This window comes from Bacillus sp. FSL K6-3200, from assembly GCF_038630485.1.
Taxonomy (GTDB): Bacteria; Bacillota; Bacilli; order Bacillales; family Bacillaceae; genus Bacillus; species Bacillus safensis.
Genome location: NZ_CP152032.1, coordinates 1,957,136 through 1,981,060, shown reverse-complemented (window position 1 = coordinate 1,981,060; position 23,925 = coordinate 1,957,136). Strand labels below are relative to the sequence as shown.

17 protein-coding genes are annotated in these 23,925 nt (G+C 36.5%); 4 read left to right on the top strand and 13 right to left on the bottom strand.

The genetic code is table 11. The features are described 5' to 3' along the window. Window positions 1–23: 23 nt before the first annotated feature. Window positions 24–944, top strand: a complete 921-nt coding sequence (locus MHI60_RS09975) for a LytR family transcriptional regulator (RefSeq protein ID WP_095409691.1) — start codon at window positions 24–26, stop codon at window positions 942–944. A gap of 33 nt (window positions 945–977) precedes the next feature. Here MHI60_RS09975 and wecB read toward each other — a convergent pair whose 3' ends face one another. After that, entirely contained in the window at window positions 978–2,117 is a 1,140-nt protein-coding gene (gene wecB / locus MHI60_RS09970; protein ID WP_095409692.1) for a UDP-N-acetylglucosamine 2-epimerase (non-hydrolyzing), read from the bottom strand. A gap of 241 nt (window positions 2,118–2,358) precedes the next feature. Between wecB and galU the strand changes: the two genes are divergently transcribed. Next, a complete protein-coding gene (gene galU / locus MHI60_RS09965; RefSeq protein WP_095409693.1) occupies window positions 2,359–3,240 on the top strand; it encodes a UTP--glucose-1-phosphate uridylyltransferase GalU in 882 nt (293 codons plus the stop codon). Between the two features lie 226 nt (window positions 3,241–3,466). On the opposite strand, the gene tagH is transcribed toward galU, so the two are convergent. The 11 genes from tagH to tagD form a co-directional block, all read right to left on the bottom strand. Continuing rightward, a complete protein-coding gene (tagH, locus tag MHI60_RS09960; protein ID WP_144472002.1) occupies window positions 3,467–5,068 on the bottom strand; it encodes a teichoic acids export ABC transporter ATP-binding subunit TagH in 1,602 nt (533 codons plus the stop codon). A 19-nt stretch (window positions 5,069–5,087) separates the two neighbouring features. After that, the gene (locus MHI60_RS09955; protein ID WP_095409696.1) at window positions 5,088–5,915 is read right to left on the bottom strand and encodes an ABC transporter permease; all 828 of its coding nucleotides are present in this window, start codon (window positions 5,913–5,915) and stop codon (window positions 5,088–5,090) included. A gap of 152 nt (window positions 5,916–6,067) precedes the next feature. Then, the gene (locus MHI60_RS09950) at window positions 6,068–7,900 is read right to left on the bottom strand and encodes a glycosyltransferase family 2 protein (RefSeq protein WP_095409697.1); all 1,833 of its coding nucleotides are present in this window, start codon (window positions 7,898–7,900) and stop codon (window positions 6,068–6,070) included. Beyond that, complete coding sequence (locus MHI60_RS09945) at window positions 7,887–9,065, bottom strand: DegT/DnrJ/EryC1/StrS family aminotransferase (RefSeq protein ID WP_144483701.1); 1,179 nt, start codon at window positions 9,063–9,065, stop codon at window positions 7,887–7,889. The genes MHI60_RS09950 and MHI60_RS09945 overlap by 14 nt, the downstream gene beginning before the upstream one ends. Continuing rightward, window positions 9,066–10,346, bottom strand: coding sequence for an ATP-grasp domain-containing protein (locus MHI60_RS09940; RefSeq protein ID WP_095409699.1), 1,281 nt, complete (start codon window positions 10,344–10,346; stop codon window positions 9,066–9,068). Window positions 10,347–10,358: 12 nt separating this feature from the next. Beyond that, window positions 10,359–12,362: a CDP-glycerol glycerophosphotransferase family protein gene (locus MHI60_RS09935; protein WP_144483703.1), complete on the bottom strand. Its 2,004-nt coding sequence runs from the start codon at window positions 12,360–12,362 to the stop codon at window positions 10,359–10,361. 99 nt (window positions 12,363–12,461) lie between these two features. After that, window positions 12,462–13,523: a dTDP-glucose 4,6-dehydratase gene (gene rfbB, locus MHI60_RS09930; protein WP_095409701.1), complete on the bottom strand. Its 1,062-nt coding sequence runs from the start codon at window positions 13,521–13,523 to the stop codon at window positions 12,462–12,464. Between the two features lie 19 nt (window positions 13,524–13,542). Next, window positions 13,543–14,427 (bottom strand): glucose-1-phosphate thymidylyltransferase RfbA, encoded by an 885-nt coding sequence (gene rfbA / locus MHI60_RS09925; RefSeq protein ID WP_095409702.1) that lies wholly within the window; start codon window positions 14,425–14,427, stop codon window positions 13,543–13,545. Window positions 14,428–14,645: 218 nt separating this feature from the next. Then, complete coding sequence (locus MHI60_RS09920; protein ID WP_144483706.1) at window positions 14,646–16,910, bottom strand: CDP-glycerol glycerophosphotransferase family protein; 2,265 nt, start codon at window positions 16,908–16,910, stop codon at window positions 14,646–14,648. A 47-nt stretch (window positions 16,911–16,957) separates the two neighbouring features. Next, on the bottom strand, window positions 16,958–18,424 hold the full coding sequence (locus MHI60_RS09915) for an alpha-glucosyltransferase N-terminal domain-containing protein (RefSeq protein WP_144483709.1): 1,467 nt from the start codon (window positions 18,422–18,424) through the stop codon (window positions 16,958–16,960). 95 nt (window positions 18,425–18,519) lie between these two features. Further along, window positions 18,520–18,909: a glycerol-3-phosphate cytidylyltransferase gene (gene tagD / locus MHI60_RS09910; protein ID WP_095409705.1), complete on the bottom strand. Its 390-nt coding sequence runs from the start codon at window positions 18,907–18,909 to the stop codon at window positions 18,520–18,522. A 366-nt stretch (window positions 18,910–19,275) separates the two neighbouring features. Between tagD and MHI60_RS09905 the strand changes: the two genes are divergently transcribed. Both MHI60_RS09905 and MHI60_RS09900 read left to right on the top strand, forming a co-directional pair. Further along, the gene (locus tag MHI60_RS09905) at window positions 19,276–20,046 is read left to right on the top strand and encodes a WecB/TagA/CpsF family glycosyltransferase (protein WP_144471996.1); all 771 of its coding nucleotides are present in this window, start codon (window positions 19,276–19,278) and stop codon (window positions 20,044–20,046) included. 11 nt (window positions 20,047–20,057) lie between these two features. Beyond that, a complete protein-coding gene (locus MHI60_RS09900) occupies window positions 20,058–21,248 on the top strand; it encodes a CDP-glycerol glycerophosphotransferase family protein (RefSeq protein ID WP_144483712.1) in 1,191 nt (396 codons plus the stop codon). 17 nt (window positions 21,249–21,265) lie between these two features. Here MHI60_RS09900 and MHI60_RS09895 read toward each other — a convergent pair whose 3' ends face one another. Then, a complete protein-coding gene (locus MHI60_RS09895; RefSeq protein ID WP_144483715.1) occupies window positions 21,266–23,896 on the bottom strand; it encodes a glucosaminidase domain-containing protein in 2,631 nt (876 codons plus the stop codon). Window positions 23,897–23,925 lie beyond the last annotated feature (29 nt).

Genomic DNA, 23,925 nt, shown 5'->3' with positions numbered 1-23,925 from the left:
TCATAGAAAAGGTGAGGGACATTATGAGAGCTGAAAGAAAAAGAAAGAAGAAAAAGGTTCTTTGGATTGTTTTATCGATTATTGGCTTATTCGTATTAGCAACTGGCGGATACGCATATCATCTTTGGAACACAGCAGCATCGACCGTCGCAGGCATTCAAGAGAATTTAAAGAAGTCAGATAAGCGTGACAAAGATGTCGATTTAAGTAAGAAAGACCCGATTTCTATTTTAGTCATGGGTGTCGATGAACGAAAAAATGACCGAGGTCGTGCAGATACATTAATATACATGACAGTAAATCCGAAAACGAAAACGACCGAGATGGTGAGCATCCCGCGTGATACGTATACGAAAATTGTCGGAAAAGGCACAATGGATAAAATCAACCATTCCTATGCATTCGGCGGTACACAAATGGCAGCAGATACTGTAGAGGAACTTCTTGATGTACCTGTTGATTACTTCGTTAAAGTCAATATGGAAAGCTTCAAGGATATTGTTGATACACTTGGCGGTATTACAGTAAATAGCACGTTTGCATTTAGCTATGACGGCCATTCATTTGGTACCGGAGAAATTAACCTGAATGGGGATCAAGCCCTTGCCTACACAAGAATGAGAAAGCAAGATCCAAAAGGTGATTTCGGACGTCAGCAAAGACAGCGTCAGGTCATTGAAGGCATCATTGCAAAAGGTGCAAACATTTCATCTATTACGAAATTCGGCGATATGTTCAAAGTCGTGGAAAACAATATGAAGACAAATATGTCATTTGACGATATGTGGACGATGATGAATGATTATCGTGATGCAAGACAGCATGTGGAGCAGCACGAACTGAAAGGATCAGGCACACGTATCAATAACATTTATTACTACCAGCTTGATGACAGCAGTCTTGCGGATGTGAAGAAGGAATTGAAGGAAAGTTTGGAGCAGTAAAAAAGAAGACTACATTTCTGTAGTCTTCTTTTTTTATGATTGAAATGGAACTGGTTTTTCTTCACTTAATCCAAAACGATGGAGGAGCTCTTCGACAATTCGTTTTGACGCTTGTCCATCACCATATGGATTAGACGCCTTCGACATGTTGTCGTACTCTTTCTGATCGACTAGCAGCTGTTTTGCCATGTTGTAAATGGTCTCTTCATCTGTACCTGCGAGTTTAAGCGTGCCAGCTTTCACACCTTCAGGGCGTTCTGTTGTATCGCGCAGCACTAATACTGGCTTCCCTAGAGAAGGCGCCTCCTCTTGAACACCGCCAGAATCCGTTAATATAAAGTGTGAGGCAGCAGCAAAGTTATGGAAATCAACGACTTCAAGCGGCTCAATTAAATGCACACGATCAAGATCACTGAATTCTGTCTGAGCCGCATCACGAACAGCAGGGTTTAAATGTACAGGGTAGACAACCTGAACATCTTCAAACTCTTCAACAATACGTCTAATTGCTCTAAACATGTTTTTCATCGGCTGGCCGAGATTCTCCCTGCGATGAGCCGTTAACAAGATCATTTTATCTGTGCCTATCTTCTCTAAAATAGGGTGCTGATACTGATCTGTAACCGTTGTTTGCAACGCATCAATCGCAGTATTCCCCGTCACACAAATCGTCTCTTCTTTTTTATTTTCAATTAAAAGATTCTGCTTCGCCTCATTTGTAGGAGCAAAATGAATATCGGCAATTGTGCCTGTCATTTGCCGGTTCAATTCCTCAGGGAACGGCGAGTATTTATTGTGTGTTCTTAAACCCGCTTCAACGTGACCGACTGAAATTTGGTGGTAAAATGCGGCCAAGCTTCCTGCAAAGGTTGTTGTTGTGTCTCCATGAACAAGGACAATATCAGGTTTTTCCTCTTGGAATAATTGATCTAGCTTCAATAGCGCATTTGATGTGATTTCAGATAATGTCTGGCGCTGCTTCATGATGTTTAAATCATGATCTGGCGTAATAGAAAAAGCCTCAAGGACTTGATCAAGCATTTCTCTATGCTGAGCTGTTACAGTAACAATCGAATTTATCTGTGGATGTTTATTCAGTTCAAGGACAAGTGGTGCCATTTTGATTGCTTCAGGTCTAGTACCGAAAATAGTCATTACATTTAGTTTTTTCACTTGTTTATGCCTCTTTCCAACAATACATATTGTTTTTATTATACAAAAGATCTCTTCGAATGATAAACTAACAATGCTAAAATTAATAAAATTTTCACAGATCTGATTGTTTATATTTACGATTTTCTATTAAAATTACTTTAAACATCATAAAATTATTTGATTACTTTTAAAAGTAAGGTAGAATTTAGTGGTATTCTCTTAATTTTCACATCAGTATTTAAGGACGGTGCAAAATACATTGAAAAAAGTACGTAAAGCCATTATACCAGCTGCAGGTCTCGGGACACGTTTCCTTCCTGCAACAAAAGCCATGCCTAAAGAGATGCTCCCAATCGTTGATAAACCAACCATTCAATATATTATTGAAGAAGCAGTTGAATCAGGAATCGAAGACATTATTATCGTCACTGGAAAAGGAAAAAGAGCAATTGAAGATCATTTTGATTTTGCTCCAGAACTTGAGCGTAACCTAGAGGAAAAAGGGAAAAAGGAACTGTTAGAAAAAGTAAGAAAATCTTCTAACATTGCTGATATTCACTACATTCGTCAAAAAGAACCAAAAGGTCTTGGACATGCTGTTTGGTGCGCACGCAATTTTATTGGTGATGAGCCTTTTGCTGTTTTATTAGGTGATGACATTGTTCAAGCCGAAACACCTGGGCTTCGCCAGCTGATGGATGAATATGAAAAAACTCTATCATCTGTCATTGGTGTTCAGCAAGTAGCAGACAGCGATACGCATCGCTACGGGATCATTGACCCTCTTACTCAAGAAGGACGCCGCTACCAAGTCAAAAACTTTGTTGAAAAGCCGCCGCAAGGAACAGCACCATCGAACCTAGCAATCTTAGGGCGCTACATTTTCACGCCAGAGATCTTTATGTACCTTGAACAGCAAGAGATTGGTGCAGGCGGAGAAATTCAACTGACAGATGCCATTCAAAAGCTAAATGACATCCAGCGCGTATTCGCCTATGATTTCGAAGGAAAACGATACGATGTCGGCGAGAAGCAAGGCTTCATTGAAACAACGCTTGAGTTTGCTCTTCAGGATGAAGAATTAAAAAAGAAACTCATTCCATTTATGAAACAGCTTCTCGAAAAAGAAGAAGTGAATTAAAGAAGCTGCCGACATCGGCAGCTTTCAGATTATTGGCAAAGGGCTAAAATGATCTTAATTTTAGCCCTTTGTCTTCTTTTCAGCGTGATAGAAAACCTTTGCAGTCTAGGAAGGGCGAGTACCGGAGCGGAGCGAATTGAAACATTCGTGAGCACCGGAGCGCAGACCTGACACCGAATGCGAGGGTTTGCCTACACGCTGAAAGCTGCCGGCATCGGCAGCTTTTTTATTTAATCACTGAAATAGTCAGTGTATGCTGTTCATTATCAATGACAAACAGGTTATTTTCGCCCTTCACTGCGAATTTCGTTCGTTTCTCATTCATCCAGACATTCTGTTCTGTCAGCCCAAGTGTGGAAGGTGAGATTGGCATAATGTCGCGAAACACAATGGTGTTTGCCTGCCCCTTTTGAATGACATAGTCGGTTTTCTCTGTGGTCAATCTCTCAATCGTATCACCTTGATCATTTTTGACTGAACTCAGCGTTTGCATTCTCTGTTTAAGCACAGATTCTTCTTTTCCAAGGAAAGAAAGTAAATACTCATACGAACCTGCCGATGCAGGCGATACATAGGAATTAAATTGTACTGGTCCAATAGATAATGACTTTAATTCCTCTGCATTTTGAAGCGCAGCAGATTTAACAAAATACGTTTCTGACGCTGTTTTAATTTGAACGATTTGTTTATTTTCAGCCACAGCCTGTACTTCTTGTCCAAATGGCAAAGTGACATCGGCCTTTTTTTTCATGGCTTGGTCTTTGTAAACCTTGAGTGGATCAGCCGTGACAATCACCTGCTGATCCACCTTTTTCATATCAGGCGATCCCTTGGTCTGCGGGTTCTTCGACTGGGGAGCTTCTGCCTTATGCGATGGGATTGCACCAAATGTCGCCAGTGTACGTAGCGGGCGATCTGAAAACATTGATAAGGCTAGCAATATCGTTAAGACCGCTAAAACTGTCACTTGAAATGCGGGTCCGAACAGTGAACGACGTTTTCCGTTCTCTTGATAGCGAGACACCTTTTCTGTCTTTTGTACGCCTTTTCTGCCTTCCTTATGTTCCATTTGGTATTTTTGTTTTTCTTTCTTAGAAAGCTTGTTAAACCAGTCAACAAACTCCTTATATTCCTTCACGACCTTTTTCGTATCATCAAACATGCGAAGCTCACCATAATGCATCCAAGCTACCCGATCACAGATTTTTTGAATTTGGCTAATGGAGTGACTGACAAAAAAGATCGTCTTTCCTTGTTCCTTGAATTCTGTAATGCGGTCCACACATTTTTGATAGAAGGTTTGGTCTCCAACAGACAGTGCTTCATCAATAATGAGGATATCTGGATCAATATGCGCTGAAATGGCAAAACCAAGACGTGATTTCATTCCGCTTGAATAGCTCTTAACCGGTTGGTCAATAAAGTCGCCAATATCCGCAAACTCAACGATTTTTTCATAAAGCTCGTCTATCTCTTTATTCGTCAATCCCATCATTAAGCACTTTAAGCGAATGTTGTCTTTCCCGCTTAATTGGTTGTTCAGCCCTGCTGCAATGGCGATTAACGAAGGCTGGCCGTCCATATCAATTTCACCACTTGTCGGTGGAATGATTTTCGCTAGAAGGTTCGACATTGTCGATTTTCCAGAGCCGTTAATCCCTACAAAACCAATTGTCTCGCCTTCATATACATCAAAGGACACATCACGTACAGCAAAAAAACCTTTTTCATTTTTATTAGGCAAAAACAGTCCTTTGATCTTATCCGACTGTTTTTTATATAGGACGTATTGCTTGGATACGTTTCGAAACGAAACCTTTAGTTTCATCGTATAATCTCCTTACTTTTTAAAGAAAATCGACAAATTTATCCCTAAATTTCATATGAAGCAATGAACCGACTGTTAAAAGAAGAAGCGTGATCAGCCAAAAATAAAGTGTGTATTTGACATCATGGAAGAACCATTCTCCCTTTAACAAACTATTTCTGAAACCATCAATAATGTAGAAAAGAGGATTCAGTCTTAAAATATCTCCAATCCACGCCTTATCTCCAGTAAGTTTCTCTGAAATATTCCAAAAAATCGGCAGCAAAAAGAAAAGTAATCGTGTCACGGATTGTAAAAGAAATTGATAGTCTCTCACGAGTACGCTAATCGTGGAATTAAACAAACTAAACGAAAACATAAACGCGATCATACAAATAAGATAGTATATATATTGTAGCCAATGCGTGTCAGGATAGATGCCATTGGAAATCAGCACAATCAGATAGACACCCATCATAACAAAGTAGCTGAACAAGTTGGACATAATCACCACAGACGGCAGCGCACTAATCGGAAAATTCATTTTTGATACCATATTAATGCGTTTAAACACACTGTTTGATCCATCAAGAATCGTGGGACTAATGAAGAACCAAGGGATTAATCCGGCAAGCATCCAGATGATAAATGGCACCTCCATGCCGCCAATGACAATCGGCTCTCCTCCGCGAATGCCCATACCAAAAACAAACCAGTAAGCCAGCATTTGAATCAATGGATTTAAAAACTGCCATAAAACACCTAAATAATTCATCTGATATTTTGATTTTGTTTCATAAACAGCAAGTCGCATAATCAGCGGAAATGAGCTGATTTGCTCCTTTAGTATCGTCAACATTGCGTTCATTCTAATCTTCCTTAGATATAAGTTTTTGGAATTACTTTTTTAAAAAGCACCGCTCATAATTGTAACAGATGTTGAGGAATATTTCACTTGTGGACAAAGTGAGTATAGCAAAGAAATGAAAAAAGGAGGCAACTACTCCCTCCTAGCTAGATTCAACCCTTGAGCTTTGACAACAAGCGAGTTAAGAAAGTTGAACTTTTTAATGAAATATTTCCTTTATCCGTCTCATAGAACTCTATCTGAAAAGGCTCTAATCTATACATATGATATAATTTTTCTGTCAATAAACTTTTTCTCAATCTAAAATGACGCTCCTGGGAATAATAAAATAAGTCATATGTTTTAAATCCTTCAAAGAAATGTTTCCAATTAATCTTGAATTCTGTGCTTGAAACCCTTTCCATAAAGATCTTTTCTTGTGTTATTCGATTTTTAAAATAAAATGCACCTGATTCTATTATTGGCCATTCTGTTAATATAAAAATACCTACTTCATTTAAAATCAACTGTTCTAACTTTACATCAATATTTTCAAGAGATAACTTTCCGTTACTAGTGAAAAATAGGTTGAACTTTGAATCTTTAAAGTTATTGAGTTTGTTCCTATACATTTTGTTAGAGATTCTAAATTTATCTTCCTTATTATTTCTTTTTACAATAATGTAAATATCGTATGTCGCAACTTGATTAAAATCTTTTAACGAAAGTTCTGCTTTTATTTTACCTGTATGATCTACAAACGCACTAACTACAGTCTTTTCAGTTAAATTATGCCTAGATTCAAATGAAATAAAGACACATGCATCATCAAATGATTTCGGAATGTCTATACCTTCGAATAAGACCTTTCCATCTTCAACGCCTATTTTATTTATTTTTATAAATTCTTCTTTTAACACTTTTATCTCAAATAATTCATCTGGTATGTCAAGTGTTTTATTTCTAAAAAACGGAAGAGACCAGTAGAATTTTCCATTATCTTTTATTACGTTTCCTTTTGGGTTACCAGCTAGATAATAAATCAATTCTTCATGCAAATCATTCAAAATAAAGTAAATATAAAGGTTACTTGTAATTCCTAAATCATTATCGAAAATATGATCAACTTTTTGTAAAATAGGCTTAATTTCTTTATAAAAAACGTGTCTGAATTTTTTGTCCAATACGATATTTTTAATTGGAAAGAATAAGCGTTCAATATTTCTTTTTAAAAACTCATTTTCAAGCTCTTTATCTCCATAAGCTTCAAAATATTGCATTTGGTATTTAAGAGATTCTATTCGATCTTGGAAATTACGTAAATCACCATTTAGCTGGGTTATTGATTTCTGAGTTGCTTCTTCTCCTCTTTTTCTCCAAAGATACACAACATCTGTGATGATGGCTATTTTCTTTGCATATAAAAATGCCTTGTGAACCATCGGACGATCCGCATATAGCATACCTGGAGGCATAAAACACTGATGTTCAAAGATCAATTCTCTGCGGAAAATTTTGTTCCAATAAAATCCATCATAAAAAATATCAGGGTAATCTTTCACGTGTTCGATTAACCTGTTTGTTTGCCAAACTTCTCTCTCTTTTTTATAAATAATTTCTTTTTGAACACCATTTATTAAAATATTCGGCCTTCCTATGACAATATCCGCTTCACTTCTTTTGGCTTCTAAATATAACTTTTCATATGCATCTAGTGGCAGTATATCATCTGAATCCATCAAGGTAATGTATTCCCCAGTTGCATATTTCAGCCCGTGATTTCCTGCATTAGCCCCACCACTATTTTTTTGATGAATTACCGTTATATTAGGGTATTTCTTTTCATATTCATTTAAAATTTCCGCACTATTATCGGGACTTTCATCATTCACTGCAATAATCTGCAAGTCAGGCAAGGATTGATTGACAAGTGAATCAAGGCACTCCTTCAAATAGTACTCTGTATTATAAACCAACACTACTACGCTTAGTTTATACTGGCTCATTCGATAGCTCCCCTCCTTGATTCGTTATTCTTTTTTTGTCTTGAACAGGATAATCCTCTAAAACTATTTTAATAATGGTACAAATTTGTTCTACTTCATCAGAGGTTAGTTCAGAATACATTGGTAATGCCAAAATACGATCACTCACATAACCTGCTACCGGTGTTTCATTTGAATTAAATGAATAACATCCAAAATCATTACATAGTGGATAGAAATATTTTCTAGTAAATAAATTATATTCTTTTAATACTTCATTTAAATAGTCTCTCATTTTTATATTTTCTAGTAAAATTGGAAAGTAAGAATAGTTATGCTGGACATTTCTATTAATTTGAACAAGGTTAATCCCTGGTATTTCTGAAAGATGTCTTTCATAAATATGATAAACTTCTTTTCTCTTTAAGATATCTTGATCAATTTCTCTTAGATTAACCAATCCCATTGCAGCTTGAAATTCATTCATTTTTGCATTAATCCCGATGTAATCTACCGTTTCACTGGAAGTAATACCAAAATTTTTAAAAGCTTTAAGTAGTTTTGTTAAGTCTTTTCGTTTATAGCACAACACTCCACCTTCTATAGAATGGAAAACTTTTGTGGCATGCATACTAAACATAGAAACATCACCATATTCTCCAATAAAGTTTCCATTCACTTTTACTCCGAAAGCATGTGCAGCATCATAAATAAGGGATATCCCATAATCCCTTGAGATTCTTTCTAATTCAACTACATCACAAGGATTCCCAAAAACATGTACCGCAACTATTGCTCTTGTTTTTTCTGTAATGAGGTGTTCAATTTGTTTAACATCAATATTAAATGTATTTGATTCAATATCACAAAAAACTGGTTGGAAACCAGTATTTTTTATTGCATGAATCGTAGAAGCAAAAGTAAAAGGGGTAGTAATAATTTCCCCATTTCCTTCTAATGTTTTCAGGGCTATTTCTAAAGCTAAATGACCATTAGTGAACAGTTCAAGTTCTGAAGCTCCTAAATAATTTTTAAGTTTAGTTTTAAACTCTTCATGTAAGGGACCGTCATTTGTTAACCAGTTATTCTCCCAAATATCTTTTATTTTATCAGTATACTCCTCAAATTTAGGAAGTTTTGGTTTTGTAACATGTATTGGTTTTGGAAATTTAAGTTGTTCTCCCATCTAACTTCTCCAATCAATTAAAGATTCTATTGAATCTACATCAAATACAGGGATGCCAGCAGCCTTAATTTGGTCCCTTTCACTAAAGGAATCATCGATAAATATAGAAGATATTTGGTTATCTATATATTTTGATTTTATATCCTCTTTTTCTAAATGAATGATACGATTAAATAGGTTTGCATTGATTCGAAGTTTTTCTAGGGTTTCTTTGATATTATGAATATGCTTTGTAATTAAAATAATTTCTTTATTACTATTAAAACACTGATATAAAAATAACATTAACAGTGGATTAACTTTGTCTTTATACGTTATCGTATCATCAAAATCAACATACACTCTTTGATAAGAGTACCGAATAGTAAACCGGTTAATTAGGGCTCGGTCTACTTCAAGGTCTACACCATTATCTTCTACTTTTATATCAAAATCCATCCGGTCATATAAACTAAGTAGTGGGAAATTAACACCTTTGTTACGATATAAAGCCATAGTTCCTGCAATACGTGGAGCCACTTCTAACAATTTGTAATTCCCATTCACATCTTCTTTAATTTGAAAAAACCACGCTCCTCTAAATTGAAGATGTTTGTTAATCTCATGAGCAATTTGTTTTGTCTGTTCATCCATTTGCAACGTAGCCGAATTCACGCTTATGCCACTCTTAATTCGTTTTCTTTCTCGTCTGCCAGCGTATTTAAGTTCTCCACTTTTATTCGTAAAACAATCTATCGTATATTCTTTACCTGGAAGATATTCTAGTATTAATAAATCAGATTGGTTATTTTTATAGAATTCTAACTCTTTTTTATCTCTTGCAAGAGCTATCCCTTTTGATCCTTGACCAACATCAGGCTTTAAAAAGACAGGAAAAATTTCAACTTCCTCTATTGTTTCGTACATTTTGGGCACAAAAGGTTGCTTTTTAAAAAACTCATATGTTTTCTTTTTAGATCTAGCAACCTCGCATGTCAATTGGTCAGATGTTACAACTAATGCTTTTATTTGTTTTTGATTTTGTGCTAATTTCAACACAACACTATCATGAGCTGGTAAAATAAAATCAATTTTATTTTCATCAATTAAATGATTCAATTTAACAATAAAGTCTTCATCATGTATATCCGGGACATTCTCTATATAATTTTTATATACATATTTACCATGATCAGCGACACTGGAAGCACCTATCAACTCAAAATCCTTAGAGAACTTAAGTGAATTGTGAATTTCTAAACCAATCTCTGAACCGCATGGGAACACTAGTACATTTTTCATCGTTACCTCCAATTATTGATTTCCAAACACTGTTTCGCTAACTAATTTGGCTGAATCTCCTTTTTCAAGGCTACAGTATTTTTGGTAAAACTCATTATATTTTTCTCTGTATTCATCTTCAATGTAATGTATATTTCTTATAGCATTGAACAACTGCTGCTGCTTTTCTAACACAGGACCAGGTAAATCCTTGTACATATCTAAGTAAAAGCCTCTAATTTCTTCTTTATAAAGTTGATAATCATATGCATAGAACAAAATTGGTTTTTTACTGTTTGCAAATTCAAAAAACACAGATGAATAATCAGTAATTAACATGTCAGAAATTAAATACAACTCTTGAATATCATCATATTTAGATAAATCAATGATTGATGAATGTTTATCTGGACTAAGAACTAAATAATCAGAGATTAAATGATGCATGCGTAAGATTAGTATATAATCATCACCAAACTCTCTTTGGAACTGCTCTAAATCGAATTTCATCTCAAATGAATGGTTCCAAGACCCGCTCAATTCATTGTCTCTCCATGTTGGTGCATACAATATTATTTGTTTATTTTTTGGGATGTTCAATTTTGTTTTTATTGATTCAATTCTTTCTTGTTTACTATTTTTATAAAAAATATCATTAGATGGATAGCCATTTAATATTATTTCTTTCTCAAACTTAAAAGCCCGCTGGAAGATATCTTTAGAGTATTCGTTTGCTGCTAATAAGTAATCCCAATTACGAGATTCTAAATAAAAATTTTCTCTAGCCATTTTTTCAGGCCCATCTACTTCTATGTCATACCCCAATCGTTTTAAGGGAGTTCCGTGCCATGTCTGGATATACACATTACCTTCCCTTTTTCGATGGACCGGAAAAATAATGTTATTAACCCAGTACTTAGAAAGCGCCAGATACCGATAATAATCTTCCTCTTCTCTATTTACTATAAGAGGATTTCCTGGAATTTCAGATTTTCCTTGATAGGACCATATAAACTGATACTCTTTATCATATCCATTTTCTAATAAGTATTCATAAATATATTTTGGATTTCCTGAATAACTTTTTCCTAAAAAACTTTCAAAGAAAATCATTTTTTTATTCATTGGCTGACTCTCACAAACGTTATTAAAAACAGTTTTGCCTCTAGCGATATTGTAAGTTTTCAGATATTGTTCATTATCGGTAAACCAAATTGCCAAACTTTCCTTTCCCATAGTTACATAAACAATGAGTTTATACTCATCTTTATAATCATTTTCAAGTAGATATCTATCTTCCTCTTTTGAGAAATCAGAGTAGCCTGTCATATCTATTAGCTCTTTATAACAAATTCGTCGACTACTATCTCTGATTTGTAAAAACAAATCCCATCTGCTATTGAGATCTAAATCTTGCTTTAATTTATCTATCATGATAATTTGTTTGAAATTATATTTATTTCCTTCTTGTGAAAAATTTATTGAGTAACCGAATGATTTATTATTATCTCTTCTTACTGCTATTAGTTCTAATTGGTTTACTTGATATTCATTTGAAAATTGAGTAACTTCACCTTCAATATAGAAATTAGAACCTACACTTTTTAAAGTGTTTATATACTGTGAAAAATTATTTTTTTTGAAATCGAAAGATAAATAACCGTTTTTCGTCTTAAAACTTTTAAATTTCAAATTTAAATCTTCCGAATATGAGATAAACCCCTGATTATTCAAACTAAAGGGAGTTCTTTTCCGTAAATATTTACTGTGTAATCTAAGACTAATATACACATCAAAAATTCCATTTTTACCAAAATCGGCTATATCCTCAAGATTGAAAATAGCTGTTCTATTTTTAATCTGACTATTCAAAAATCTACCAGTTTCTCTATCTTTCAGAATTATATACTTATGGGCTGGGAAAAGGCCTAAATTTTTAACAGAAAAAAGGAGTCTACCTTCTTTTATTTGAAGTTCTACTTTATGTTTATTTATTGTTGACTTAAATATTTTTATAAATAATTTTTTAATATCCATATTTAATCATCATAACCCCATCTCAATTTACATTTATCATCATTTAAAAAAGTAAAATTCCCCATCCAAACTACTGAATAGGGCACACCAATTAATTTATTAATTTACTTTCCCATAATTTTTTTGATAGTATTTTTTATATTCATCATCTAAAATATTCTGAAACCATTTAGAGTTATTTAAATACCAATCAATTGTTTTTATAATACCAGATTCAAAATGATACTTCGGTTGCCATTGAAGCTCCTTTTCAATCTTCGTTGGATCAATAGCATAACGTCTATCATGACCTTTTCGATCTTTCACAAAGGTGATCAATTCTTTGGTTATTTTTTTATCTACCTTTTCATTTAAGTAACCTATAATTTTATTCACAAGATCAATATTTGTTTTTTCATTATGTCCACCAATATTATACACTTCTCCAAGCTGACCATTTTTTATAACTAAGTCTACTGCACTGCAATGGTCTTCTACAAAGAGCCAATCTCTTACATTCAATCCGTCACCATAAACCGGAATTTGTTTTTTTTCAATACATTGATGTATAACAAGTGGTATTAATTTTTCTGGAAATTGAAATGGCCCATAATTGTTAGAACATCTAGTAATGTTTACAGGAAATTTATACGTATCAAAAAATGACTGAACCAATAAATCTGCTGAGGCTTTACTAGCTGAATAAGGGCTGTGTGGGTCTAAAGGTGTCTCTTCTGTAAAATAACCTTCATTACTTAATGAACCATATACTTCATCCGTTGAAATTTGAATAAACTTTTTTCCTTCTATATATGTATCTTCACCATTTTGCCAAAACTTTTTAGCTGTATTCAACAAATTCAGTGTACCAAGCACATTAGTTTCAACAAAAATGGTAGGATTTTCAATGCTCCTATCCACATGAGATTCTGCTGCAAAATTCACTACATAGTCAATTTCATTATTTTCAAAAATTTCATGCAATAAAGCCGAGTCATTAATATCACCTTTAATAAATTTATAATTTTCAACACCATCATAGTCTGTTAAGTTTTCGAGATTTCCTGCATACGTTAATTTATCTAAGTTGATAATTTTAATATCTATATATGTATCTAACAAAAATGCAATGAAGTTAGATCCTATAAAACCTGCTCCACCTGTAACGAGATAAGTTTTCATTATACTCTCCTTCATCATCTTATTTAAAAATGACTTCTTTATTTTCAGCTAGATCTAATAAGTAACTTCCATATTCAGTTTTTGATAAAGGTAATGCTAAGCGATAAAGTTGCTCTTCGTTTATGTACCCTTTACGGTAAGCAATTTCCTCCAATGATGCCACATATAGCCCTTGTCTATTTTGAACAGCTTCAATATAATTACTCGCTTCAAGTAAACTTTTATGTGTTCCAGTATCAAGCCAAGCCATTCCTCGACCCATAATTTCAACCTTCAGTTTACCCTGTTGCAAATAATACTCATTAATAGAGCTGATTTCAATCTCACCTCTCGCAGAAGGCTTCACATTTTTTGCTATATCTATCACTTTATTATCATAAAAGTAGAGACCCGGTACAGCATAGTTTGATTTAGGTTGTTTAGGCTTTTCTTCTATACCTAGAACATTACCGTCATTGTCAAATTGTACGACTCCATAATCTTCTGGATTTTTTACATAATATCCAAAAATAAGCGCACCTGTCTTTAAGTTCACTGCTTTATTTAATATTTCAGTCAACCCTTGACCATAAAATATATTGTCTCCTAGCACTAGACATACACTATCTTCACCAATAAATTCTTCTCCAATGATGAATGCATCTGCAAGACCTTTAGGCTCACTTTGCACCTGATAACTCAAGTGTATCCCCAAGTTTTCTCCAGTTCCTAAAAGACGTTTAAATTGTTCTAAATCACTTGGAGTAGTGATGATAAGAACTTCTTTAATTCCACTAAGCATAAGAACAGATAATGGATAATAAATCATTGGTTTGTCGTATATTGGAACTAGCTGTTTAGAAATACCTTTTGTAATAGGGTATAGCCTTGAGCCTGTACCACCAGCTAAAATTATTCCTTTCAAGATAATCCTCCTATAAAAAATTACTTAGAAATGTCAAAAGTTCTAGTAAAATAGCTTTCTTTAACTTGAATATCAGCTTTATAATAACATATACCTAATACAAAGTTAACATTATCTTGGAGGATAAATTACAATTTTAAATAATCAAACCAAAAAAAGCACTATTAAGGTGGTTTACATTTTGATTGATTCCCCTTAATAGTGCTTATCATTATTTATTATTCAAACACCACTTCCACGACCCGCTTCGAAGATTCTCCAGTCTCTAAGTAGCAGAATTTCTCATAAAACGGTGCGAATGATTCTGGTAGTGTAAAGGTCGGCTGTTCTGTTTCTCTTACCCAGTCAATGACACTTGCTGTCTCTTTCACAAGTGGTCCAGGTGCTTCTTGTTCAAAGTCGAAGTAGAAGCCTCTGAGCTTGTCTCGATATGTTTCAATGTCTGGCACATAGAACAACATCGGACGTTTGAGGTTTGCATAATCAAAGAACACAGATGAGTAATCTGTGATGAGCAGATCAGAAATCATATAAAGGTCTCTAATGTCTTCGTAATGGGAGAAGTCATAGGCAAAGCCTTCATATGGTCCTAAATCAAAGTTTTCAGCAACTAGATAGTGCATACGCAGAATGATGATATATTCATCTCCGATTGCAGCTCTCAGCTCATGCAGATCAAGGTCTAAATCAAATTTGTACTGCCCTTTTTTATAAAATTGGTCGTCTCTCCATGTCGGTGCGTATAAGATCAATTTTTTATCCAGCGGCAGGTTCATTTTTTGTTTCAGTGCTCTCATCGTTTCTTCATTGTTTTGATTGTGAAGGAAGTCATTTCTCGGATATCCTGACTCAATCATAGTCTTTTGGAATTGGAACGCACGTGTAAAAATTTCAGTCGAGTAGGCATTAGGAGAAATGAGATAATCCCAATTCGATGCTTCTTTCGTGAAATTCTTTTTGTATTTCTTCGTGTTTGTTCCAGGCATATGCACCTCGTCCATGTCCATTGCCAATCGTTTTAACGGCGTACCATGCCAAGTCTGCAAGTATGTTGTGTGATCTGGCTTTGGAACCCATAGCGGCAAACGGCTGTTTACGACCCAGTACTCAGCTCTTGCCATCGCAAAGATCCATTTCAATGACAGACGATTGATATAGTAGATTCCTTTTTCCTTAAACGGTGCTTCATGACCCTTTTTAACGCTCCAGATCAGCGTATATTCAGGGTGATTTTCTTTCATATACTCATAAATCCCACGCGGGTTACAACTGAATTGTTTTCCATTAAAGCTTTCAAATACAACGGTTTTCTTTTTCACAGACAGCTTACTCGCCAGCTTAAAGGTCGTTTTAAACGTTCTTGTCACAAGGCGGTTACGGACTTTTTTGATTTTGCCGATCTGCTTTTTGAATTTCTTCCATTTGCTTTTAACGTAATACTTCGCACGTGTCTTCATTGTGTAATCATTAATTCGTATGCCAAGCGTTTGTCTCTTTTTCTTTCGGTACACTTCATATCGAATCGGTACATCGTTTCTTTTATGGATTTGAACAAGTCCTTTGAGTTTGTTCGAGCGGTCTCCAAGCACTAAAGAAGTGGTTGTTAATGTTTCCTCTGCTCCGTTCACATCGCAGATAAATTCAAGATAGAAGCGATATACAAGGCGTTTGTTCAAGGAATAGGTCAATTCCTCTAAAGGAACTTCTGCTAAAAATTGATAAAGCTGTGGTACACGTTGATCTTCACGGTATTCGATCACTTCATCTTTTATATGGGTGATATTTACCGGAAAACGATGCTCAATTGGTTCTTCACCATTTTTCTTCAATAGAAGCTTTGCTTCTTTGATCTCATACGGATGTTCTGCACTTAGAACGCCTGCATAACCGGATAAAGATAACATACATCCTTTGTTGAGCTCGATATGATTGAATTTTACAACCTTCAGCTCACGTTTGATTTTCAAAGAAGCATTCCCTTTGTCTGTGCGGTATGGAATGATATACAGCATGGCGTCTTTATTTTCTAAAAAAGTCAGCTCAGGCTTTTCTATTTCCATTTTTAAACGGCGTTTATAGTATGACGTTTTCTCTTCAGATTCAATATCTGTATTGAGATCCGCTTCTTTTACTTCGTCTTCCTCTTCTTCTGAATCAGAATCATAGGCTGAGTCCTCAAGCTCGTCTTCATCCTCTTCTTTGTTAGTGCTCAGATAGTCCGTGACATACAAGTTATATGTCTGGCCTTGCTCTAACGCAAGCGGAAGCGATGTATCACTCAATACCAATTTGAATAGATTCTCTTCTTGATGAACAAGCGGAAGAAAAAGTTCTTGTTTTGACACTCTCTCCCTTATAAACAAATAAAATTTTCTTTCTGTTAATGGCATGTCATCGTCGATGCGAATGAGCATTTCTAGTTTATCATGTTGATTTTTTAACCCTTCAACGACACTCTTCTTATGAATTCCCTCTTCAATCATTAATCGTTAATCTCCTCTGTTTCAGAAATCTTACTGTTAGTGTATCGCTACTTCACTTTCCAAGAATAGTTTCCTTGTTTCGTTTGATACGACCATCCATCTAGCGATGAAGGTTTGTTGGTGAGCAACTCTTCATCTACCTTTAGGCGATGCAGGACTTCTTGCCGGTCTTCTGTCTTAAACCGGATGTAAAAATCAACATATTTCGTTTGGTTAATTTCAATGTTTTTCTTTGTTTGAAAATGGCCAATTGGAAAGCTGACTAAAAGGTTTTCATCGATTGTTTGAGAAATGATTTCAGCCCCATTCACTCGATCATATCCTGCAAAATCGATTTGTACATGATCCGCATGACTCATTTCATCTTTTAACTCAAGCTGAAGATGAAGAACATGGTTCTCAGAGCTTAGATCACGCAAGATCCATTTTGTACAATCTACAATCCTTCTTAGTTCGTCTTTACGCTCACGATTTTCGAGCATATGATAAAGTGCTGTATTCCAAACAGACATTTTACCAGAAGACATAATATAAAAACAGGCTTGTTCTCCTAAAACCTTCTCGACATCTTCTTTATGCTTAGTATCTCCAAAGAATACGGCATCCACTTGCTGTTTTCTTATTTGTTTAAACAATTCCTCATATTGGGGTTTCAGCTGATGCTGCTCTTCCTCATAATGTGCGTCATGCACAAATGTAGCATAATAAGTTGTTTCAGGCTGCTCAATTTTAAACAAATGGCGGTCTTGATCACGGTCTTCTGTGATCATCAATTTCAAACGGTCATTTTGTGATTGAATGCTGGACAGCCATAATTGTTTAATATCCGTCTTCTTTGTAAATGTTTGAATCCCTGTTTTTTTATACCAATTAATATGTCGAACCGGATTCTTTTTTACATCTCCATTGTAGATGAACTCCATATAAATACTGCCATCGTCATTGATCAGTTCCTCTAAGTATAGTGCACCTGTATGGGGAACAAAGCTTTGAACTCTGCATAAAACGCCCTGCCAATTATATTCTTCCCTTTTCACCAATTGCTGCTCTTCATTATATTGTTCAATATAACAAATGGGAGAAGAAGATCGTTCATATCTCGTCACTTGAATCGTGGATTCATCTGCAGGAATCACTGCTTCATTGATCGAATGCGATGATTCACCAACAATAAATTCCGAGTAACGTCTTTTACTACCGCTTTCCGGTAGAATATAGTGTTCATACACATTCAAGATGTCAACCTCAGGAGAAAAGATCTCTTCCATGCTGTGAATACGTTCCTTCACATTTGCATCATAATTCAAAGTTAAAATTGCAGTACGTTTATGTTGATCAGCTAATGGCTTTATTCTTGTCTTTAAAGACTTCGTTAAGCTCTCATCCTGTTTTGGTACATCACCCATAATAAAGTAGTAGTCCATATCAGGCATGTCAACTGATGTCATTGTTTCAAGTTGTTCAGGTTGATCTAATGTGTGTTCAACTTTTTTCTTCATCCAATTTTGAAACAAAGGAAGCTCTCCTTCATAATATTGTTGACTTACTCATTGTATTTTACATGAAAAAGTACTTCTTACCAAAAGATAAGAAGTACTTTTTTGATCTATTAAAGTCCAGCAATTTCTTCTTTAATTTGTGTTGTCGAAATGCCTTCGGTTCTCTTCAAGTACACGACATCGCAATGTTCTTTTAAGAAATCGAACTTGCCTTCCCAGTCATCTCCCATAACAAACACATCAATATCATGCTCTTGCACATCATGGACTTTTTGATCCCAGCTGTTTTCTGGAATGACTTCGTCAACATAACGAATGGTTTCAAGAATCAGCTTTCTATGCTCGTAACTATGATAAGCTTTTTTTGATTTTTGCAAATTAAACTCGTCTGTAGAAATGGCCACCACTAAGTAATCTCCAAGCTGCTTTGCACGTTCTAGCAGCTTAATGTGCCCCCAGTGTAATAAATCAAATGTACCGTAAGTAATAACTTTCTTCATTGCAAACATAAACTCCTTTCTTTCATCCTTATTCGTCTGCTTCAAGCAGTAATGTTATCCGTAATCCTATTATCATCGATCATTTTTTCGCTCTTCGGAAGTTCATTATATCACAACGCCTATGAAAGGTTAAGAAAATGTAAAGACAAACTATTTCCAATTTATTGGGCACAGAAGGGAAAGTCCGAAGAATCAATGTTTCACAAAGGATCGTCCATATGAATTGCTGAAAATGTCATGAAATTTAAAGGTTTGTAAAGTTATTGTTAATATTTCATGGAGCATCTATGATAAAATGATGAGTAGACAAAGATTGAATTTACAATGAACGTTCATAGATAACAAGATAAAAAGGAGGTCTAAACAATGCAAACAGAAGTGGTCTCTAACCTTTCTTATGTAAACGGCGACTTAGATGAATTTATCAGTTATATGAATCAGCACCATATTTCTCAGAGAAGAGGCGCCATGATTGCGACTGTCAATCCAGAGATAGGCTATGCCGTCATGAAGGATCATGCGTACCATCAAGTCGTCTCATCTGCGGATTATGTACTGCCGGATGGTATAGGCGTCGTATTGATGTCTCGCATGACCCAAAGTCCGCTTAAGTCAAGAATTGCCGGCTTTGATGTCTTCATGTCTATGCTTGATCTAGCAAACAAACAGTCTAAAAGAATCTTTTTATATGGTGCGAAAAAAGAAGTGCTTGAGGCTGTGAAACAGCGAATTGATACGGAATATCCAAATGTGGTCCTTGCAGGAAGCTGTGACGGATATCAAGCCGATAAACGTTTCGTAGCGAAGCAAATCGCGCGCTCGAAACCTGATATGGTGTTCGTTGCTTTAGGTTATCCAAACCAAGAGAACTTTATTTATGAATACCGCCATTTATTCCCGCAGGCTGTTTGCATCGGTTTAGGCGGAAGCTTTGATGTATTTAGCGGAACAGTGAAGCGTGCACCACGCTGGATGATTAAGACAAATACAGAATGGCTGTACAGATTGATTGTGAATCCATGGAGATGGAAACGAATGCTGAATATTCCTAAGTACGCTTTTGCCGTCTTAAAGGAAAGCAAAGGAAAAAAACGTTACTATCCTGAGCAGGTAAAGGATCAGACGAAGCAGCTGTGAGAGACTGATAAATGATGAATATACGCTCAATGATGATTTCATGTTACGCAGCTTTTATTTCTTTCATTGGATGGCTGATGAGCGGCGTGAAACCTCGTGAAAACCAGGTGACGCTGCTTGTTTCATTCCAAGAGAATGCTGCTGCTCTCATTCATACTTATCAACAACAGGCGAACATGACAATGAAGCTCACTGTCCTCTATACGAAGCATGCTTCTGCGATAGAAAAGGACGGGCCTCATCTGTCATTTCGCTATTTTCATGAAAAAAACCCTCTCCATCTCATTCAATGTATGTATACGATGTTTAAAAGCAAGGTTGTTGTGACGGATAATTACTTTCTCATGACGAGTGTGCTCAGAAAACGGCCTTCTACCACCTGTATTCAAGTTTGGCATGCCAATGGCGCTTTGAAAAAGTTCGGGCTTGAAGATGCTTCAAATTCTGGCCGGAGTCCACGTGACATCGAACGCTTCAAACGTGTTTATGCGTCTTTTGATTACATCGTGACAGGCTCAGATCACATGCGTGAGATTTTCAAGACCTCGTTTGGATTCAATGATGAACGCTTTTTACCAACTGGTGTACCACTGACGGATGTGTACTATGAACAGCCCCATCCTTCCTTGAAGCTGAAGGATGTTCCAAAAGGGAAAAAGATTCTGCTCTATGCACCGACTTATCGAGACTTTGCAATGGACGGTCTTGTCCTGCCTTTTTCAAAAGAGCAGTTGAAAACTGAGCTGAATGGCGAGTACATTCTGCTCGTCAAACTTCATCCTGCTGTCAAACATTTAGCGAAAGCAGAAACAGACGGTGAATGGATATTTGATGTGTCCGATCAGCCGCTCTATCCATTGCTTTGTGCTTGTGATGTCCTAGTGACAGATTATTCGTCGATTGTGTTTGAGTATGCACTGCTCGAAAAGCCTGTCTTGTTCTTCACTTATGACTTAGACACTTATCGGGAGAAACGCGGCTTAGTCGATCGGTATGAAGACCTCATTCCTGGAAAGGCCTGCGTCACTCAAGACATGCTCTTGCAGGAGTTTTTGCACCTAAACAGATCAACAAATAAAGAACGAATCAAAACCTTTGCTGAGGAATGGAACCAATATTCAAAGGGACAATCCAGTCAGCAGCTCCTCTCATTTATTGAACAGCAGCTGCTCTTACACAAAAAACGTCCGGCTTCTCATTAGGAAGCACGGACGTTTTTTTATTTGTTATACACCGGGATATCGTAATAAAGCGTATAGTCATCAAGCAGGTTATACAAACTAAACATGCGAGTCACTTGCTTTGAAGCCCAGCCAATATCTGTTGCATATTGATGAGTTGCTGCAGCTGACCAGCGCATTTTATAAATTGTATCTTGCTTGTATGTGGCATTATTGATATAACTGTTGCCAATGAATTTTGCTCCGCCAATAATGGCCGCCTCTGGCGTGAACCATTGTTGTTCATACGCATACTTTGCACCAAGATAATTCGGATTGCTGTCATATGCGCCAATGCCATACATGTTATATACTTTCTTTCCATTAAACATTGTACCATTCGCTAAAATGGAACTTCCGTTACCCGTTTCAAGCAGCGCATGAGAAATAAGATAAATTTCGTTGATATGGTACGTTTTTGCTGCTGTAATAAAGGCTTGTCCTTTACCCGCAAGAATCCCTTTTCCTGCTAAAATCTTTGAATTGACCTCTGCCGGATTGAGATTCGCAGTTTCAGAGAGTTTCAGAAATTGAAAATAAGATTGCGTGCCTTCGGCAATATTAGCTGGATCTACATATTTTTGCACCTCTGCTGCACTTGCATTTCTCCAGCCGAGGTTGATCCTGATCCAGTTTCCTTCTTTTCCAAGCTGTTTCACTTTTGCTCCTTTATTGAGCTGTGCCACAATGTTGCTTGCAGAGCTCGAATCAGGTGTAGAACGGACATTTAAACCGTCCGTATTCACTGTCGATGTTGCTTGGTCTACATATGGCGCATAAACATAGGCCGCACCATCTGTCTGTGGTGATACCTTCATTTGTTTATTTACCATCTCATTGACAGTAAGGTTGTAATTCGTTTGCATGACCATTGGACCATTTTTAATTTTTACAGCTGTGGCTGTCCAGCCATATTGGCTTTTCACAAAAGCAATGGCTTCATTTACAGTTGGTAACCCTGTAAATTGCTGCGTAATGTTGATTTTGTAAGTTGGTTTCGTTGTTGTTGTATACGCAGCAGTTTCATTCCGTTTTTTGAAAAATGCCATGCCTTGGTCACGAAGTGCAGTGGTTGAGATGACACCTGTTTTGATCTGAAATTGAGCATAATCGGCTGCGCCTGTTTTTTGAGCAGCTGCCTTCATTTTTTGTTTCGTCAAATAGCTAAGTGCTTGATTCAGTTTTGTCTGATTCACTGTCGGCTCTGTCGTGATACGGTATTGCTTGACCGCTTCTGTCAGCGTTTTTGTACTGCTGGCAATGCCATTTTTCTTGATGATCTCTTGAGCCTGCTTCACTTTACTTTGTTCAAATACAGGCGTTGTCTTGAGACTATACGTTTTGCTGACAGCTTGTCCCTTACTTGTCTTGATGCTGCTTGTCAGCTTCTGCGTTTTTAAGTATGCGGCACCTTTATTCACTTTCGCTTGGTCCACTGCTTGATTGACCACGAGTCGGTACGTGCTGTCTGATACCTTGCCTGTTTTTTTTGTTGTCGCAGATACTTTTTTCTTTTGGAAGAAAGCCGCTGCTTTTTTCGCTTGGTCATCTCCTAAAAGATTCCCCGTCACTACTTGATATGGCTGTGTAGAAGAAATCTTTTTGGACGTGTAGCGCCATTTCTTTTTCTTGAAAAAGGCCACCGTTTTTGCGTAAGCTGTATCGTTTAATTGATTGAGCTTCACGATATAATTTTTTGTTTTTCCCACTCGCTGCACAGTACCTGCAGCACCGGTTTGCTTCTTAATTTGAGCCGCAGCTGAAGCTGCTTGTTTGTTGTCTTTGAAATAGCCTGATTCCAAGCTGTAGACATTTTTTAAGGCACCTGTCTTTTGAATCTTCCCGCTAATCTTTGTTTCTTTTTGCAGCTGGGTAAGGAGCGTCTGTGCTTTAGACTGGCTTGCTTGTGCACCGGATGTGACGATGTAATACGGCTTACCCGCTGTCACCGTTTGAAGCACTGCATTTAAGCCTGATTCCTTTTGAAAACCTTGCAGAATGGTATTCGCCTTACTTTGTCCAACAATACCGCTTGAAATCAGCTGATACACAGTGCCAGCTTGCGTTTCGGTTTGGTATGTACTGGTGACGCCTGCCTGTTTTTGCAGCTCAGTTTGAATATTTTTCACTTTCGTTTCAGAATCGATGGTTCCTGATATGACCTGATAAGAAGGTCTGCTTTGATTGATGACTTCATAGGAGCTATTGAGCCCTGATGTTTTCGTTAATTCAAGTGAGAGCTTTTTCGCCTGACTTTCATCATTGACTGGGTCAGATACGACCTTTTGTAAAGGAAGTCGGTCACCTACTGGAGAGACCGTACCACTCATGCCCACTTCTTTTTTTAATGCAGCTGTGCTTGCATTCGCTGCTGCTTGCGACTCATATCCTGAAGCAGTGAGCTGATAGGTCGACGTATTTCCTGAGGTTTGATAAGTGGCTGTCCACTTTTTGTCTTTCTTCAGTGTTTCCACTGCTTTTTTCACTTCTGCTTCTGTTGTAAATACCTTTGAGGTGTTCATCGTATAAATGGATTGATCGACATAGGAGGCTGCTTGCGCTTCTTTACCCGTGTGTAATGTCATACTAAAGGCAGCTGCGAGTAACATAATCTTGATAGTTTTTTTCATGTTCCCTGTCCCTCTCTTAAATTTGCATA